This is a genomic window from Streptomyces sp. SudanB5_2050 (assembly GCF_964272335.1).
Classification (GTDB): domain Bacteria; phylum Actinomycetota; class Actinomycetes; order Streptomycetales; family Streptomycetaceae; genus Streptomyces; species Streptomyces rochei.
The window spans coordinates 1,585,496-1,601,040 of record NZ_OZ186760.1 but is presented as its reverse complement, the minus strand read 5'-3'; the positions used below and the strand labels follow the sequence as shown (position 1 = coordinate 1,601,040).

The 15,545-nt window shown below is 72.4% G+C and carries 13 protein-coding genes; 12 read left to right on the top strand and 1 reads right to left on the bottom strand.

What is annotated here, in order from left to right; all coding sequences use genetic code 11:
* Window positions 1–48: 48 nt before the first annotated feature.
* Both ACFZP7_RS07030 and rpsD read left to right on the top strand, forming a co-directional pair.
* Entirely contained in the window at window positions 49–1,404 is a 1,356-nt protein-coding gene (locus ACFZP7_RS07030) for a replication-associated recombination protein A (RefSeq protein ID WP_030973192.1), read from the top strand.
* A gap of 289 nt (window positions 1,405–1,693) precedes the next feature.
* The gene (gene rpsD, locus ACFZP7_RS07025) at window positions 1,694–2,308 is read left to right on the top strand and encodes a 30S ribosomal protein S4 (protein ID WP_030973190.1); all 615 of its coding nucleotides are present in this window, start codon (window positions 1,694–1,696) and stop codon (window positions 2,306–2,308) included.
* Between the two features lie 31 nt (window positions 2,309–2,339).
* Here rpsD and ACFZP7_RS07020 read toward each other — a convergent pair whose 3' ends face one another.
* A complete protein-coding gene (locus tag ACFZP7_RS07020) occupies window positions 2,340–4,523 on the bottom strand; it encodes an ATP-binding protein (RefSeq protein ID WP_385634087.1) in 2,184 nt (727 codons plus the stop codon).
* Window positions 4,524–4,695: 172 nt separating this feature from the next.
* Here ACFZP7_RS07020 and ACFZP7_RS07015 point away from each other — a divergent pair, with 172 nt between their 5' ends.
* The 10 genes from ACFZP7_RS07015 (at window position 4,696) to ACFZP7_RS06970 (ending at window position 15,426) form a co-directional block, all read left to right on the top strand.
* Window positions 4,696–5,139 (top strand): DUF948 domain-containing protein, encoded by a 444-nt coding sequence (locus tag ACFZP7_RS07015; RefSeq protein WP_019325088.1) that lies wholly within the window; start codon window positions 4,696–4,698, stop codon window positions 5,137–5,139.
* Between the two features lie 7 nt (window positions 5,140–5,146).
* Window positions 5,147–5,503: a hypothetical protein gene (locus tag ACFZP7_RS07010; protein WP_019325087.1), complete on the top strand. Its 357-nt coding sequence runs from the start codon at window positions 5,147–5,149 to the stop codon at window positions 5,501–5,503.
* The gene (gene alaS, locus ACFZP7_RS07005; RefSeq protein WP_385634086.1) at window positions 5,503–8,175 is read left to right on the top strand and encodes an alanine--tRNA ligase; all 2,673 of its coding nucleotides are present in this window, start codon (window positions 5,503–5,505) and stop codon (window positions 8,173–8,175) included. Before ACFZP7_RS07010 ends, alaS begins: the two co-directional genes overlap by 1 nt.
* Window positions 8,172–8,666: a Holliday junction resolvase RuvX gene (ruvX, locus tag ACFZP7_RS07000; RefSeq protein WP_385634085.1), complete on the top strand. Its 495-nt coding sequence runs from the start codon at window positions 8,172–8,174 to the stop codon at window positions 8,664–8,666. Before alaS ends, ruvX begins: the two co-directional genes overlap by 4 nt.
* A 127-nt stretch (window positions 8,667–8,793) precedes the next feature.
* The gene (gene mltG, locus ACFZP7_RS06995) at window positions 8,794–10,476 is read left to right on the top strand and encodes an endolytic transglycosylase MltG (protein ID WP_046248062.1); all 1,683 of its coding nucleotides are present in this window, start codon (window positions 8,794–8,796) and stop codon (window positions 10,474–10,476) included.
* The gene (locus tag ACFZP7_RS06990; protein ID WP_030973184.1) at window positions 10,457–11,293 is read left to right on the top strand and encodes a shikimate dehydrogenase; all 837 of its coding nucleotides are present in this window, start codon (window positions 10,457–10,459) and stop codon (window positions 11,291–11,293) included. The genes mltG and ACFZP7_RS06990 overlap by 20 nt, the downstream gene beginning before the upstream one ends.
* A gap of 212 nt (window positions 11,294–11,505) precedes the next feature.
* Window positions 11,506–12,690 (top strand): chorismate synthase, encoded by a 1,185-nt coding sequence (gene aroC, locus ACFZP7_RS06985; protein ID WP_030973182.1) that lies wholly within the window; start codon window positions 11,506–11,508, stop codon window positions 12,688–12,690.
* Window positions 12,687–13,247 carry a shikimate kinase gene (locus ACFZP7_RS06980; RefSeq protein WP_030973180.1) on the top strand — a complete coding sequence of 187 codons (561 nt, stop codon included), beginning with the start codon at window positions 12,687–12,689 and terminating at the stop codon, window positions 13,245–13,247. Before aroC ends, ACFZP7_RS06980 begins: the two co-directional genes overlap by 4 nt.
* Window positions 13,244–14,332 (top strand): 3-dehydroquinate synthase, encoded by a 1,089-nt coding sequence (aroB, locus tag ACFZP7_RS06975; RefSeq protein ID WP_019325080.1) that lies wholly within the window; start codon window positions 13,244–13,246, stop codon window positions 14,330–14,332. Before ACFZP7_RS06980 ends, aroB begins: the two co-directional genes overlap by 4 nt.
* Before the next feature lie 167 nt (window positions 14,333–14,499).
* A complete protein-coding gene (locus tag ACFZP7_RS06970) occupies window positions 14,500–15,426 on the top strand; it encodes a Pro-rich N-terminal domain-containing protein (RefSeq protein WP_385634084.1) in 927 nt (308 codons plus the stop codon).
* The last annotated feature ends 119 nt before the right edge of the window (window positions 15,427–15,545 follow it).

Sequence of the window (15,545 nt, the reverse complement as noted above, 5' to 3'; positions counted from 1 at the left end):
GCCCACCGGGCCGTCCCGTTGTCAGTGCGTTGATTTAGGGTTCAGAGCGTGGAGCCCGACCTGTTCACCGCCGCAGCCGAAGAACGCCAGGAGAAGGACCCGACCGGCAGCCCCCTCGCCGTCCGGATGCGTCCGCGCACCCTCGACGAGGTCGTCGGCCAGCAGCACCTGCTCAAGCCCGGATCGCCCCTGCGCCGACTGGTCGGCGAGGGAGGCTCCGGCCCCGCCGGACCCTCCTCGGTCATCCTCTGGGGGCCGCCCGGCACCGGCAAGACCACCCTGGCGTACGTCGTCTCCAAGGCCACCAACAAGCGCTTCGTGGAGCTGTCGGCGATCACCGCGGGCGTCAAGGAGGTCCGCGCGGTCATCGACGGCGCCCGCCGCGCGGTCGGCGGGTACGGCAAGGAGACCGTCCTCTTCCTCGACGAGATCCACCGCTTCAGCAAGGCCCAGCAGGACTCCCTCCTCCCGGCGGTCGAGAACCGCTGGGTCACCCTGATCGCCGCCACCACGGAGAACCCGTACTTCTCGGTGATCTCCCCGCTGCTCTCCCGCTCCCTCCTCCTCACCCTCGAACCTCTCACCGACGACGACGTCCGGGGCCTGCTCCGCCGGGCGCTCACCGACGAGCGGGGCCTCAAGGAGGCCGTCACGCTCCCCGAGGACACCGAGGACCACCTGCTGCGCATCGCCGGCGGCGACGCCCGCCGCGCGCTGACCGCGCTGGAGGCCGCCGCCGGGGCCGCCCTCGACAAGGGCGAGGCCGAGGTCACCCTGGCGACGCTGGAGGCGACCGTCGACCGGGCCGCGGTGAAGTACGACCGCGACGGCGACCAGCACTACGACGTGGCCAGCGCCCTGATCAAGTCCATCCGCGGCTCCGACGTGGACGCGGCCCTGCACTACCTGGCCCGGATGATCGAGGCCGGCGAGGACCCGCGCTTCATCGCCCGCCGCCTGATGATCTCCGCCAGCGAGGACATCGGCCTCGCCGACCCGAACGCCCTGCCGATCGCGGTCGCCGCCGCCCAGGCCGTCGCCATGATCGGCTTCCCCGAGGCCGCCCTCACCCTCAGCCACGCCACCATCGCCCTGGCGCTGGCCCCCAAGTCCAACGCGGCGACGACGGCCATCGGCGCCGCCCTGGACGACGTGCGCAAGGGACACGCGGGGCCGGTCCCCGCGCACCTGCGCGACAGCCACTACAAGGGCGCCGGGAAGCTCGGACACGGGCAGGGGTACGTGTACCCGCACGACCTGCCGGAGGGCATCGCCGCCCAGCAGTACGCCCCGGACGAGCTGAAGGACCGCACCTACTACACCCCGACCCGGCACGGAGCCGAGGCCAGGTACGCGGACGCCGTGGAGTGGACCCGCGGGCACCTCGGTCGCAAGCGGTCCTGAGCAGCCTGTAGAATCGCTCGGAGTGCCGAGTCCCGTGCAGTCAGAACGGGACAACCGGCCGGAACCCTTCGGGGTTCCAGGAGCGTCGCGCACCGTCGATGGTGTCGCGGGCAGCCCGCCACCACCCGGAGTCCCGGGAGAGGTCGGTGGGCCACTCGCGTGCTGCACGTATGTGCCCAGACCAGGGGAGCGGCTGCCCGGCGGGTCCCACGCGGACCAGGCGGGTTTCCCCGGCTGCGGATTGCGACCTCCCTCAACCCTGACAAGCCGTATCTAGGAAAGAGACACAGTGGCGAACCAGTCCCGCCCCAAGGTCAAGAAGTCGCGTGCCCTCGGCATCGCGCTGACGCCGAAGGCCGTCAAGTACTTCGAGGCCCGCCCCTACCCGCCGGGTGAGCACGGCCGCGGCCGCAAGCAGAACTCGGACTACAAGGTCCGTCTGCTCGAGAAGCAGCGTCTGCGCGCGCAGTACGACCTCAGCGAGCGCCAGCTCGTCCGCGCCTACGAGCGTGCCTCCAAGACCAACATGAAGACCGGCGAGGCCCTGGTCATCGAGCTCGAGCGCCGTCTCGACGCGCTGGTCCTGCGTTCGGGCATCGCCCGCACGATCTACCAGGCCCGCCAGATGGTCGTCCACGGCCACATCCAGGTCAACGGCCAGAAGGTCGACAAGCCGTCCTTCCGCGTCCGTCCGGACGACGTCGTGCAGGTGCGCGAGCGCTCCAAGGAGAAGACGCTCTTCACGATCGCCCGTGAGGGTGGCTTCGCCCCCGAGGGCGAGACCCCGCGCTACCTCCAGGTGAACCTCAAGGCCCTGGCGTTCCGCCTGGACCGCGAGCCGAACCGCAAGGAGATCCCGGTGATCTGCGACGAGCAGCTCGTCGTCGAGTACTACGCCCGCTGATCCCAGCCCGGCGCAGTACCTCCGCGGTACCTCAGCCCGCCGTCTCCCCGCCCTTCCGGGTGGGCGAGGCGGCGGGCTTCGCCGTGCGCGCCCCCGCCCCGGTCCCGGCGCCGCGCGGCGCCGGCAGCGGGACCGGCGGCCCGGGCCGGCGCAGCGCCCGCGTCACCACCTCCCGGCGGCCCAGCCCCGCCCCGTGCCGGACGCACTCCTCGTAGCGCTCGTCGCCCAGCTGCTCCCGCGCGGCCGCCTCGCACAGCTCGTGCGGCGCGTTGTAGTGCGCCGAGCCGAACAGCGGCAGCCCCACCGACGGCCACATCCGGGCCGCCCCGCCCTGCAGCACCGCCGCCTCCGCCGCGTCGCCCTCCGCCACGGTGACCAGGGCCAGCAGCTCCACCGCCAGCACCGATCCCAGCTGGTCCCGGAAGCGGTGCGCACCGCGCAGGCAGTCGGCCAGCAGCTCCCGGGCCCGCACCGGCTCGCCGTCGTACCAGGCCGCGTACGCCAGCACGTACAGGGCATAGCCACGGGCCCAGCGCTCCCCGTGGTCCTCGCACACCCGGCGCACGTCCTCGCACAGGCGCACCGCGTCCGGCAGGTCGCCCTGGAACGCCCGGGCCATCGCCAGCTCCACCTGGCCCATCAGCACGTTGCTGTTCAGCTCGCCGATCTCCCGGTAGCGGTGCAGCGCCGAGCGCAGCAGCGTCTCCGCGCGCGGCATGTCGTCCGTGACCAGCGCCAGACAGCCGGTGCGGTGCTCCGCGTACGCCACCGCCGTCGGATTGGACGACCGCTCGGCCTCCCGGCGGCACTCCTGGAGCGCCGCCAGCGCGTGCGCCGTGTCGCCCTGCAGCACCGCCACGTAGCCGAGCACCCACAGCGCCTTCAGCCGGGACTGCTCGCCCGCCGTCCCCTCCGCGTCCAGCCGCACCGCCTGCTCCAGCCACCGCCGCCCCTCCGACAGCCGGCCGCAGCCGACCCAGTGGAACCACAGGGCGCCCGCCAGGTACTGCCCCAGGTGCGCCTCGTCCGGTTCGGTCAGGGAGTGCTCCAGGGCCCCGCGCAGATTCGGCAGCTCGGCGTCCACCCGCGCGGCGACCTCCCGCTGGCGCGGGGAGAACCACTCCAGCTCGCACCAGGTCGCCAGGCCCACGTACCAGTCCCGGTGCCGGCGCCGCACCCGGCTCGCGTCGCCCGTGGCCTCCAGCCAGTCGCCGCCGTAGGCCCGCACCGTGTCGAGCATGCGGTAGCGGACCCCGGCCGGTGTCTCCTCGCGGGTCAGCACGGACTGGGCGAGCAGCGCGGACAGCACGTCCAGCACCTCGTCGGCGGGCAGTCCGTCGCCACTGCACACGTACTCGGCCGCCTCCAGGTCGAACGAGCCCGTGAACACCGACAGCCGCGCCCACAGCAGCCGCTCCGCGGGCGTGCACAGCTCGTGGCTCCAGCCGATCGCCGTGCGCAGCGTCCGGTGCCGGGGGAGCGCGGTGCGGTCCCCGCCGGTCAGGATGCGGAAGCGGTCGTCCAGGCGCTGCAGCATCTGCCGCGGCGACAGCGCGCCGAGACGGCCCGCCGCCAGCTCGATCGCCAGCGGAATCCCGTCCAGGCGAAGGCACAGCTCGCGCACCTCCTCCCGGTCCTCGCCCAGGGCGTCGTAGCCGTACCCGGCACCCGCGAGCCGCTGCCCGGCCCGGACCGCCAGCAGCTCCACCGCCTCCTCCGGGCGCAGCGGCGCCAGCGGGACCACCCGCTCCCCGGGCACGTCGAGCGGCCTGCGGCCCACCGCCAGCACCCGCAGCCCCGGGGCGCGGCCCAGCAGTTCGGCCGTGAGCGACGCGCACGCCTCCACCACGTGCTCGACGCCGTCCAGGACGAGCAGCAGTTCCCGCTCGGCGAGATGCGCGAGCAGCGTCTCGCGCGGCAGCCGGGTGGTGTGGTCGACCAGGCCCAGCGCCTCCACCACGGCGTAGTCGACGAACTCCTCGTCGCGCACCGGTGCCAGCTCGACGCGCCACACCCCGTGGCGGGGCGAGCGCCGCGCGGCCGCCCGGGCCGCCAGGCGTGACTTGCCGACCCCGCCCGTCCCCGTCACGGTCACCAGCCGGCCGGTGTCCAGCGCCCGGGCCAGCTCCGCGAGTTCCGGGGCTCTCCCGACGAAGGCGTCCAGTTCCAGGGGGAGGTTGCCGTGCGGGATGCCGTCGCGCCGAAGGTCTCGCATGGAACACGGAGCGTACTGAAGCGTTCTCCCTCCGTACAATCACTCCGCCCGGCTCCGGCGTTCTGACCCGGACGCGGGCGGTAATGCGGTACGGAGCCCCGCGCCCGGCGCGATAGGCTCGGTGCACGACTTTTTGATGTTCGGGTACGTCTTTCAGGGAGCGGGTGCGACAGTGTCCGGTGGCGAGGTGGCCGGAATCCTGGTGGCCGTCTTCTGGGCGATCCTGGTCTCCTTCCTCGCCGTGGCACTGGCGAGGCTGGCCCAGACGCTCAGGGCGACCACCAAGCTGGTGGCGGACGTGACCGACCAGGCCGTCCCGCTGCTGGCCGACGCCTCGTCGGCGGTGCGTTCCGCGCAGACCCAGATCGACCGCGTCGACGCCATCGCCTCCGACGTCCAGGAGGTCACGTCCAACGCCTCCGCGCTGTCCACCACGGTGGCCTCCACCTTCGGCGGCCCCTTGGTCAAGGTCGCCGCGTTCGGGTACGGCGTGCGCCGGGCACTCGGCGGCCGCAAGGAGGACGTGCCCGCGGGCCCGGCCAAGCAGCCGCGGCGCACCGTGATCGTCGGCCGTACGATCCCGGCCGCGCGGCGGACGAAGCGGAAGAAGGACTGATCCAGCGATGTTCCGCCGTACGTTCTGGTTCGGCACCGGTGTCGCCGCCGGTGTGTGGGCCACCACCAAGGTCAACCGGAAGCTCAAGCAGCTGACCCCCGACAGTCTCGCCGCGGCAGCGGCGAACAAGGCGCTGGACGCGGGGACCCGGCTCAAGGACCGCGCGGTGGGCTTCGCCCTCGACGTCCGAGAGAACATGGCCCAGCGGGAGGCCGAACTGGACGACGCGCTCGGGCTCAACGCCCCCGTCGACCGTGAACTGCCCGCACTGCGGCACCACGCCGCCATCGAGAACCGCAACGACCCGAAGTCCGTCGTCGACGTGCAGACGACGTACTCGCACAACCGGAATGAGGACCACTGATGGAGTCGGCCGAGATTCGTCGCCGCTGGTTGAGCTTCTTCGAGGAGCGCGGTCACACCGTCGTCCCTTCGGCGTCGCTCATCGCGGACGACCCGACTCTGCTCCTCGTCCCGGCCGGCATGGTGCCCTTCAAGCCCTACTTCCTGGGTGAGGTCAAGCCGCCCTTCGACCGCGCCACCAGCGTGCAGAAGTGCGTGCGCACGCCGGACATCGAAGAGGTCGGCAAGACCACCCGCCACGGCACCTTCTTCCAGATGTGCGGCAACTTCTCCTTCGGCGACTACTTCAAGGAAGGCGCCATCAAGCTCGCCTGGGAGCTGCTCACCAGCGCCCAGGACGAGGGCGGTTACGGCCTCGACCCCGAGCGCCTGTGGATCACCGTCTACCAGGACGACGACGAGGCCGAGCGCATCTGGCACGACGTCGTGGGCGTCCCCTCCGAGCGCATCCAGCGCCTCGGCAAGAAGGACAACTACTGGTCCATGGGCGTCCCCGGCCCCTGCGGCCCCTGCTCCGAGATCAACTACGACCGCGGCCCGGAGTTCGGCGCCGAGGGCGGCCCCGCCGTCAACGACGAGCGGTACGTGGAGATCTGGAACCTCGTCTTCATGCAGTACGAGCGGGGCGAGGGCATCGGCAAGGAGGACTTCGAGATCCTCGGGGAGCTGCCGAGCAAGAACATCGACACCGGCCTCGGCCTGGAACGCCTCGCCATGATTCTGCAGGGCGTGCAGAACATGTACGAGATCGACACCTCCATGGCCGTCATCAAGAAGGCCACCGAGCTGACCGGCGTGGCCTACGGCGACGCCCAGGCCTCGGACGTCTCCCTGCGCGTGGTCACCGACCACATGCGCACCTCCGTGATGCTGATCGGCGACGGCGTCACCCCCGGCAACGAGGGCCGCGGCTACGTGCTGCGCCGCATCATGCGCCGCGCCATCCGCAACATGCGCCTGCTCGGTGCCACCGGTCCGGTCGTCAAGGACCTGATCGACGTCGTGATCGGCATGATGGGGCAGCAGTACCCCGAGCTGATCACCGACCGCGAGCGGATCGAGAAGGTGGCCCTCGCCGAGGAGAACGCCTTCCTCAAGACGCTGAAGGCCGGCACCAACATCCTCGACACCGCCGTCAGCGACACCAAGGCCGCCGGCGGCAGCGTCCTCTCCGGTGACAAGGCGTTCCTGCTCCACGACACCTGGGGCTTCCCGATCGACCTCACCCTGGAGATGGCCGCCGAGCAGGGCCTGTCCGTGGACGAGGACGGCTTCCGGCGCCTGATGAAGGAGCAGCGGGAGCGGGCCAAGGCCGACGCCCAGGCCAAGAAGACCGGCCACGCCGGTGCCGGTGCCTACCGGGAGATCGCCGACCAGTCCGGTGCCACCGACTTCGTCGGCTACACGGACACCGAGAGCGAGTCCACGATCGTCGGCATCCTCGTCAACGGCGCCTCGTCCCCGGCCGCCACCGAGGGCGACGAGGTGGAGATCGTCCTCGACCGCACCCCGTTCTACGCCGAGGGCGGCGGCCAGATCGGCGACACCGGCCGGATCAGGTCCGACTCCGGCGCCGTCATCGAGGTCCGCGACTGCCAGAAGCCGGTCCCGGGCGTCTACGTCCACAAGGGCGTCGTCCAGGTCGGCGAGATCACCGTCGGCGCCAAGGCCCACGCCGCCATCGACGACCGGCGCCGCAAGGCCATCGCCCGCGCCCACTCGGCCACCCACCTCACCCACCAGGCGCTGCGCGACGCCCTCGGCCCGACGGCCGCCCAGGCCGGTTCCGAGAACCAGCCCGGCCGCTTCCGCTTCGACTTCGGTTCGCCGTCCGCCGTGCCGACGGCCGTGATGACCGACGTCGAGCAGAAGATCAACGAGGTGCTCGCCCGCGACCTGGACGTGCGTGCCGACGTCATGGGCATCGACGAGGCCAAGAAGCAGGGCGCCATCGCCGAGTTCGGCGAGAAGTACGGCGAGCGCGTGCGCGTCGTGACCATCGGCGACTTCTCCAAGGAGCTGTGCGGCGGCACCCACGTGCACAACACCGCCCAGCTCGGCCTGGTGAAGCTGCTCGGCGAGTCCTCCATCGGCTCGGGCGTCCGTCGCATCGAGGCCCTGGTCGGCGTGGACGCCTACAACTTCCTCGCCCGTGAGCACACGGTCGTCGCCCAGCTCCAGGAGCTGATCAAGGGCCGCCCGGAGGAGCTTCCGGAGAAGGTCTCCGCCATGCTCGGCAAGTTGAAGGACGCCGAGAAGGAGATCGAGAGGTTCCGCGCCGAGAAGGTGCTCCAGGCCGCCGCCGGCCTCGCCGAGTCCGCCAAGGACGTGCGCGGCGTCGCCGTCGTCACCGGCCGGGTCCCGGACGGCACCACCGCCGACGACCTGCGCAAGCTGGTCCTCGACGTGCGCGGCCGCATCCAGGGCGGCCGGGCCGCCGTGGTCGCCCTGTTCACCACGGTCAACGGCAAGCCCCTCACCGTCATCGCCACCAACGACGCCGCCCGCGACCGCGGCCTCAAGGCCGGTGACCTGGTGCGCACCGCCGCCAAGACCCTCGGCGGCGGCGGTGGCGGCAAGCCGGACGTCGCCCAGGGCGGTGGCCAGAACCCGGCCGCCATCGGCGAGGCCGTCGACGCCGTCGAGCGCCTCGTGGCGGACACCGCCAAGTGAGCGCGGACCAGCAGGACACTCCGGCGCTCCGCCGGGGCCGCCGTCTCGCGATCGACGTCGGGGACGCCCGTATCGGGGTCGCCTCGTGCGACCCCGACGGGATCCTCGCCACTCCGGTGGAGACGGTCCCCGGCCGGGACGTTCCGGCCGCGCACCGGCGTCTGCGGCAGCTCGTCGAGGAGTACGAACCGATCGAGGTCGTCGTCGGCCTCCCTCGCTCCCTCAAGGGGGGCGAGGGCCCGGCGGCGGTCAAGGTCCGCGGGTTCGCGCAGGAGCTGGCGAGGGGCATCGCGCCCGTGCCGGTGCGTCTCGTCGACGAGCGGATGACGACCGTGACCGCCAGTCAGGGACTGCGCGCCTCCGGAGTGAAGTCCAAGAAGGGCCGGTCCGTCATCGACCAGGCCGCGGCGGTGATCATCCTTCAGCAGGCGCTGGAATCCGAACGGGTGTCAGGCAAGCCACCCGGCGAGGGCGTCGAAGTGGTCATCTGATCGCGATACGGTAACGTTCCGCGCGATGCGGAGGCATTCGAACAGCCCCCGCACAGCAAGAGGCGGAACGGGAGCCGGCCCCCCATGACAGGCCGCGCGTTCCCCGCCTCGCGGCTCTAGGGGATCGATGACTGAGTATGGCCGGGGCCAAGGCTCCGAACCGTGGCATCCGGAGGACCCGTTGTACGGGGACGGCGGATGGGGAGGGCAGCAGACCCACACGGGTCAGCAGCCCCCCTACGGCGGCCAGCCGCAGCAGTATCCGGAGCAGCCGCAGTCCCCGCAGCAGTACGGCGACTGGGGCAACGGCGGGCAGCCCGCGTACGGTCAGCAGCCGCAGTACGACCAGTACGGTCAGCAGCACCCCGAGCCGCAGTACGACCAGTACGGCCGGCCGCAGTACGACCAGCAGGGCTACGACAACGGAGGCTGGGACTCCGGCGCGCACCCGCAGGCGCAGTACCCGGCCGACCCGACGGACCCCTACGGCCAGCAGGCCCCCGCGTACGGCGGCGAGCAGCCGGACTACTACGGCACCCCCCAGGCGTACCCGCCGCCGGAGCCGCCGACCCGCCGGCGCGCCGAGCCCGAGCCGCAGCACACCGACTGGGACCCCGGCCCCGACGAGGGCGAGCACGCCTTCTTCGCGGGCGGGGACGCCGAGGAGGACGAGGAGCCCGCCGACGGCGGCCGCGGCGAACGCAGGGCCCGGGGCGGCGGGAAACCCAAGAAGCGCCGCAACGGATGCGCCTGCCTGGTGGTCTGCCTGGTGCTCGGCGGCGGCGTCGCGGGCGTCGGCTACTTCGGCTACCAGTTCTACCAGGAACGTTTCGGCGCGGCCCCCGACTACGCGGGCGACGGCAACGGCGAGCAGGTCACCGTCACCATCCCCAAGGGCGCCGGCGGCTCCACGATCGGCCAGGAACTCAAACGCCAGGGCGTGGTGAAGAGCGTCGACGCCTTCATCGCCGCCCAGCAGAGCAACCCCCAGGGCAAGAGCATCCAGGACGGCGTGTACACGCTGCAGAAGGAGATGTCGGCCGAGAGCGCCGTCGAACTCCTGCTGAACCCCAAGAGCCGCAGCAACCTGATCGTCGCCGAGGGCAGGCGCAACGTCGACGTCTACAAGCTGATCGACAAGCAGCTCGGCGTGGACGAGGGCACCACGGCCAAGGTCGCCGAGAGCGAGTGGAAGAGCCTCGGCCTGCCCGAATGGGCGATGAACCACAAGAACGTGAAGGACCCGCTGGAAGGGTTCCTCTACCCGTCCAGCTACTCGGCGGCCAAGGGCCAGAAGCCCGAGGACGTGCTGAAACAGATGGTGGCACGGGCCAACGAGCAGTACGAGAAGATCGGGCTCGAGCAGAAGGCGGAGGGCCTCGGCCTCGACGGGCCCTGGCAGCTGCTCACCGTGGCGAGCCTCGTGCAGGCGGAGGGCAAGACCCACGAGGACTTCCGCAAGATGTCCGAGGTCATCTACAACCGGCTCAAGCCCACCAACACGGAGACCAACCAGGAGCTCCAGTTCGACTCGACCTTCAACTATCTGAAGGGCCAGAGCGAGATCCGCATCAGCGAGTCCGAGATCAACAGCAACCCGGACCCGTACAACACCTACACCAACAAGGGTCTGCCGCCCGGACCCATCGGCAACCCCGGCGAAGAGGCGCTGCAGGCGGCGCTCTCCCCGACGAGCGACGGCTGGATGTACTTCGTGGCCACCGACGGCGTGAGCAAGACCGAGTTCGCCAAGACACACGACGAGTTCCTGAAGCTGAAGGATAAGTTCGATGCCGTCTCCGGCAACTGACCGTCGCAGGGCCGCCGTTCTCGGCTCTCCGATCGCGCACTCGCTCTCCCCGGTGCTGCACCGCGCCGCCTATGCCGAGCTGGGCCTGGAGGGCTGGTCGTACGACCGCTTCGAGGTGGACGAGGAGGCGCTGCCGGGCTTCTTCGACCGGCTCGGCCCCGAGTGGGCGGGGCTGTCGCTGACCATGCCGCTGAAGCGGGCGGTCATCCCGCTGCTCGACACGATCAGCGAGACCGCCGCCTCCGTGGACGCGGTGAACACCGTGGTCCTCACCGAGGACGGCCGCAGGACCGGCGACAACACCGACATCCCCGGCATGGTCGCCGCCCTGCGCGAGCACGGCATCGAGAAGGCCGAGACCGCCGCGATCCTCGGCGCCGGCGCCACCGCCTCCTCCGCGCTGGCCGCCCTGACCCGGATCTGCACCGGCGAGATCACCGTCTACGTCCGCAGCGAGGCGCGCGCCGCCGAGATGCGGGGCTGGGCCGAGCGCCTGGAGGCCGACGTGCGCATCGCCGACTGGGCGGACGCCGAGGAGGCGCTGCGCGCCCCGCTGGTCGTGGCCACCACCCCGGCCGGCACCACCGACGCCCTCGCCGGCGCCGTCCCGGAGATGCCCGCGACCCTCTTCGACGTGCTCTACGACCCGTGGCCCACCACGCTCGCCGCCCGCTGGTCCGCGTACGGCGGCGCCGTCGTCAGCGGCCTCGACCTGCTGCTGCACCAGGCGGTGCTGCAGGTGGAGCAGATGACCGGCCGGTCGCCCGCCCCGCTGGCGGCGATGCGGGCCGCGGGGGAGCGGGCGCTCGCCGGCTGAACCGCCGCACCGCGCTCCGGGCCCGCTCACTCCCTGCCCCGTCCACCTGTCCGTCCATCTGTCCGTCCAGCGGACCGATTCCGGTCCGCCCCCGCGGACGTGGGAGGATCGGAGGTGGCGGGCCGGGGCCGCGCACCCGGTCGGGCCGTTGCCGTACGCGGTCAGGACGCGTACGCAAGGCATAACCGGGGCGCGAGCACTGAGGAGCACCGTTGAGCAGGTTGCGCTGGCTGACCGCGGGGGAGTCCCACGGTCCCGCACTCGTCGCGACGCTGGAGGGTCTGCCCGCCGGCGTGCCGATCACCACGGACATGGTGGCGGACCATCTGGCGAGGCGGCGGCTCGGCTATGGCCGCGGTGCGCGGATGAAGTTCGAGCGTGACGAGGTCACCTTCCTCGGCGGCGTCCGGCACGGGCTCACCCTCGGTTCTCCGGTCGCGATCATGGTGGGCAACACCGAGTGGCCCAAGTGGGAGCAGGTCATGGCGGCCGACCCGGTCGACCCGGAGATCCTGGAGGGGCTGGCCCGCAACGCGCCGCTGACCCGGCCGCGCCCCGGTCACGCGGACCTCGCCGGCATGCAGAAGTACGGCTTCGACGAGGCCCGGCCGATCCTGGAGCGGGCCTCCGCGCGCGAGACGGCGGCCCGGGTGGCGCTGGGCGCGGTGGCGCGGTCCTACCTGAAGGAGACGACCGGCGTCGAGATCGTCAGCCATGTGGTCGAACTGGCCTCGGCGAAGGCCCCCCAGGGCGTGTACCCGACACCGGCCGACGTGGAGAAGCTGGACGCCGACCCCGTGCGCTGCCTGGACGCCGACGCCTCGAAGGCGATGGTCGCCGAGATCGACCAGGCCCACAAGGACGGCGACACCCTCGGCGGCGTCGTCGAGATCCTCGCCTACGGCGTGCCGGTGGGCCTCGGCTCGCACGTCCACTGGGACCGCAAGCTCGACGCGCGGCTCGCGGGCGCCCTCATGGGCATCCAGGCGATCAAGGGCGTCGAGATCGGCGACGGCTTCGAGCTGGCCCGCGTGCCCGGTTCCCAGGCCCACGACGAGATCGTGAACACGCCCGAGGGCATCCGCCGGGTCTCCGGCCGCTCCGGCGGCACCGAGGGCGGCCTCACCACCGGTGAGCTGCTGCGGGTGCGTGCCGCGATGAAGCCGATCGCCACCGTGCCGCGCGCCCTGAAGACGGTGGACGTGACCACCGGTGAGGCCACGCAGGCCCACCACCAGCGCTCCGACGTGTCCGCCGTGCCCGCCGCCGGCATCGTCGCCGAGGCGATGGTCGCCCTGGTCCTGGCGGACGCGGTGGCGGAGAAGTTCGGCGGCGACAGCGTGCCCGAGACCCGCCGCAACGTGCGGACCTACCTCGAGAACCTGGCGATCCGATGAGTGCGCCGCTGATCGTGCTGGTCGGCCCGATGGGGGTCGGCAAGTCCACGGTGGGGCAGCTGCTGGCCGAGCGACTGGGCACCGGCTACCGGGACACGGACGCGGACATCGTCGCCGCCCAGGGGCGGACCATCGCGGAGATCTTCGTCGACGACGGTGAGTCCGCGTTCCGCGCCCTGGAGAAGGAGGCCGTGCGCACCGCGCTCGCCGAGCACGAGGGGGTCCTCGCCCTCGGGGGCGGCGCGATCCTGGACGCCGACACCCGCGGTCTGCTCGCCGGGCAGCAGGTCGTCTACCTCTCCATGGACGTCGAGGAGGCCGTCAGACGCACCGGCCTGAACACGGCGCGCCCGCTGCTCGCGGTCAACCCGCGCAAGCAGTGGCGCGAGCTGATGGAGGCCCGTCGGCACCTCTACGAGGAGGTCGCCACGGTCGTCGTGGCCACGGACGGCCGTACGCCCGAAGAGGTCACCCGAGCCGCCCTGGACGCACTGGAATCGAAGTCTGTTTCCCCGGGGGACGCCCCCGGGACCCCCGGCCGAAGGACGCTGCGGTGAACGATGTGACAAGGATCAGGATCGGCGGCACCGCGGGGTCCGAGCCCTACGAGGTCCTGGTGGGCCGTCAGCTCCTGGGCGAGCTGGGCGGCCTGATCGGCACCCGGGCCAAGCGGGTCGCGGTCATCCACCCCGAGGCCCTCGCCGAGACCGGTGACGCCCTGCGCGCCGACCTCGCCGAGCAGGGCTACGAGGCGATCGCCATCCAGGTGCCCAACGCGGAGGAGGCCAAGACCGCCGAGGTCGCCGCCTACTGCTGGAAGGCGCTCGGCCAGTCCGGCTTCACCCGCACCGACGTCATCGTCGGCGTCGGCGGCGGCGCCAGCACCGACCTGGCCGGCTTCGTGGCCGCGACCTGGCTGCGCGGCGTGCGCTGGATCGCCGTCCCCACCACGGTGCTGGCCATGGTGGACGCGGCCGTCGGCGGCAAGACCGGCATCAACACCGCCGAGGGCAAGAACCTCGTCGGCTCCTTCCACCCGCCCGCCGGCGTCCTGTGCGACCTGGCCGCGCTGGACTCCCTCCCGGTCAACGACTACGTCTCGGGCCTCGCCGAGGTCATCAAGGCCGGCTTCATCGCCGACCCGGTGATCCTGGACCTGATCGAGTCCGACCCGCAGGCCGCGCGCACCCCGGCCGGACCGCACACCGCCGAGCTGATCGTGCGCTCCATCAAGGTCAAGGCGGAGGTCGTCTCCTCCGACCTGAAGGAGGCGGGCCTCAGGGAGATCCTCAACTACGGCCACACCCTCGGCCACGCCATCGAGAAGAACGAGCGCTACAAGTGGCGCCACGGCGCCGCCGTCTCGGTCGGCATGCACTTCGCCGCCGAGCTGGGCCGCCTCGCGGGCCGCCTGGACGACGCCACCGCCGACCGGCACCGCACCATCCTCGAAGCGGTCGGCCTGCCGCTGCACTACCGCTACGACCAGTGGCCCAAGCTCCTCGAGAACATGAAGGTCGACAAGAAGTCCCGCGGCGACCTGCTGCGCTTCATCGTCCTCGACGGCCTCGCCAAGCCCACCGTGCTGGAGGGCCCCGACCCGGCCGTCCTCCTCGCCGCCTACGGCGAGGTGGGCGAGTAGTACCCCGGCGCACCATCCGTCCGATTCGCCCTGCGCGACGGGCACTTCGGACCGCCCCCGGCCGTTCACCAAACGGCGGCCGGGGGCGGTACCGTTCGGTAGCAGCGGGCGGGGCACCCCCTCCCGCCGTCAGCGCCCATCGCCTGTACGAGACGGAGTGGCACCGGATGCAGCACGCAGTGGGTTCTCCGCTGCCGCCGCCCCCTCAGCCGGGGCACGGACCGGCCGTCGGCTGGTCCCCGGCCGCACACCACCCGGGCCCGCACCAGGGCTCCGCCCCGGTACCGCCGCGACCGGCGCCCGGACACCCCCCGCAGGCGCCGCGCCCTGCGGCACCCCCGCAGGCGCAGGCCCCGCACCAGGCCCCGGGCCCCCAGCGGGCGGCCCCGGCACCCGCGCCGGGCCCCGGACACCCCCGGCAGGCCGCTCCCGTACCGCCCGCGCCGGACACCACCGGCCATGTGGCGCTGCCGCCCGGGGCGCCCGTGGCGATGCCCAGCGTGCCCCCCGCCGCGGCCACCGCGCCCGACCCCGCCACGACCACCCTCGCGGTGCTGCTCATCGGACCGGCGGGCGCGGGCAAGACCAGCGTCGCCAAGTACTGGGCGGACCACCGGAGGGTCCCCACCGCCCACATCAGCCTCGACGACGTCCGCGAATGGGTCCGCTCCGGCTTCGCCGACCCGCAGACCGGGTGGAACGAGAACAGCGAGGCCCAGTACCGCCTCGCCCGCCGCACCTGCGGCTTCTCCGCCCGCAACTTCCTCGCCAACGGCATCTCCTGCATCCTCGACGACGCCGTCTTCCCGGACCGCCCCGTCGTCGGCCTCGGCGGCTGGAAGCGGCACGTCGGCCCCGGCCTGCTCCCGGTCGTCCTCCTGCCCGGCCTGGACATCGTCCTGGAGCGCAACGCGCAACGGTCGGGCAACCGCCGCCTGACCGACGAGGAGGTCGCCCGCATCCACGGCCGCATGGCCGGCTGGTACGGCTCCGGGCTCCCGATCATCGACAACTCCCAGCTGGACGTACCGGAGACGGCGAGGGTCCTGGACGAGGTCCTGTCCCGCTCGATAGCGAGCCCGCCGGCCTGGTGAACGCGGGGGAGCGGGCCGGCCCCCGGGGCGGGGGACCGCGCGTCCGGTCCCCACCCGCCGGCGGACGCCGCGCGAGCAGCCGCCCGCACCCCGGTTGGCGCACCCGGCAGCTCACTCGG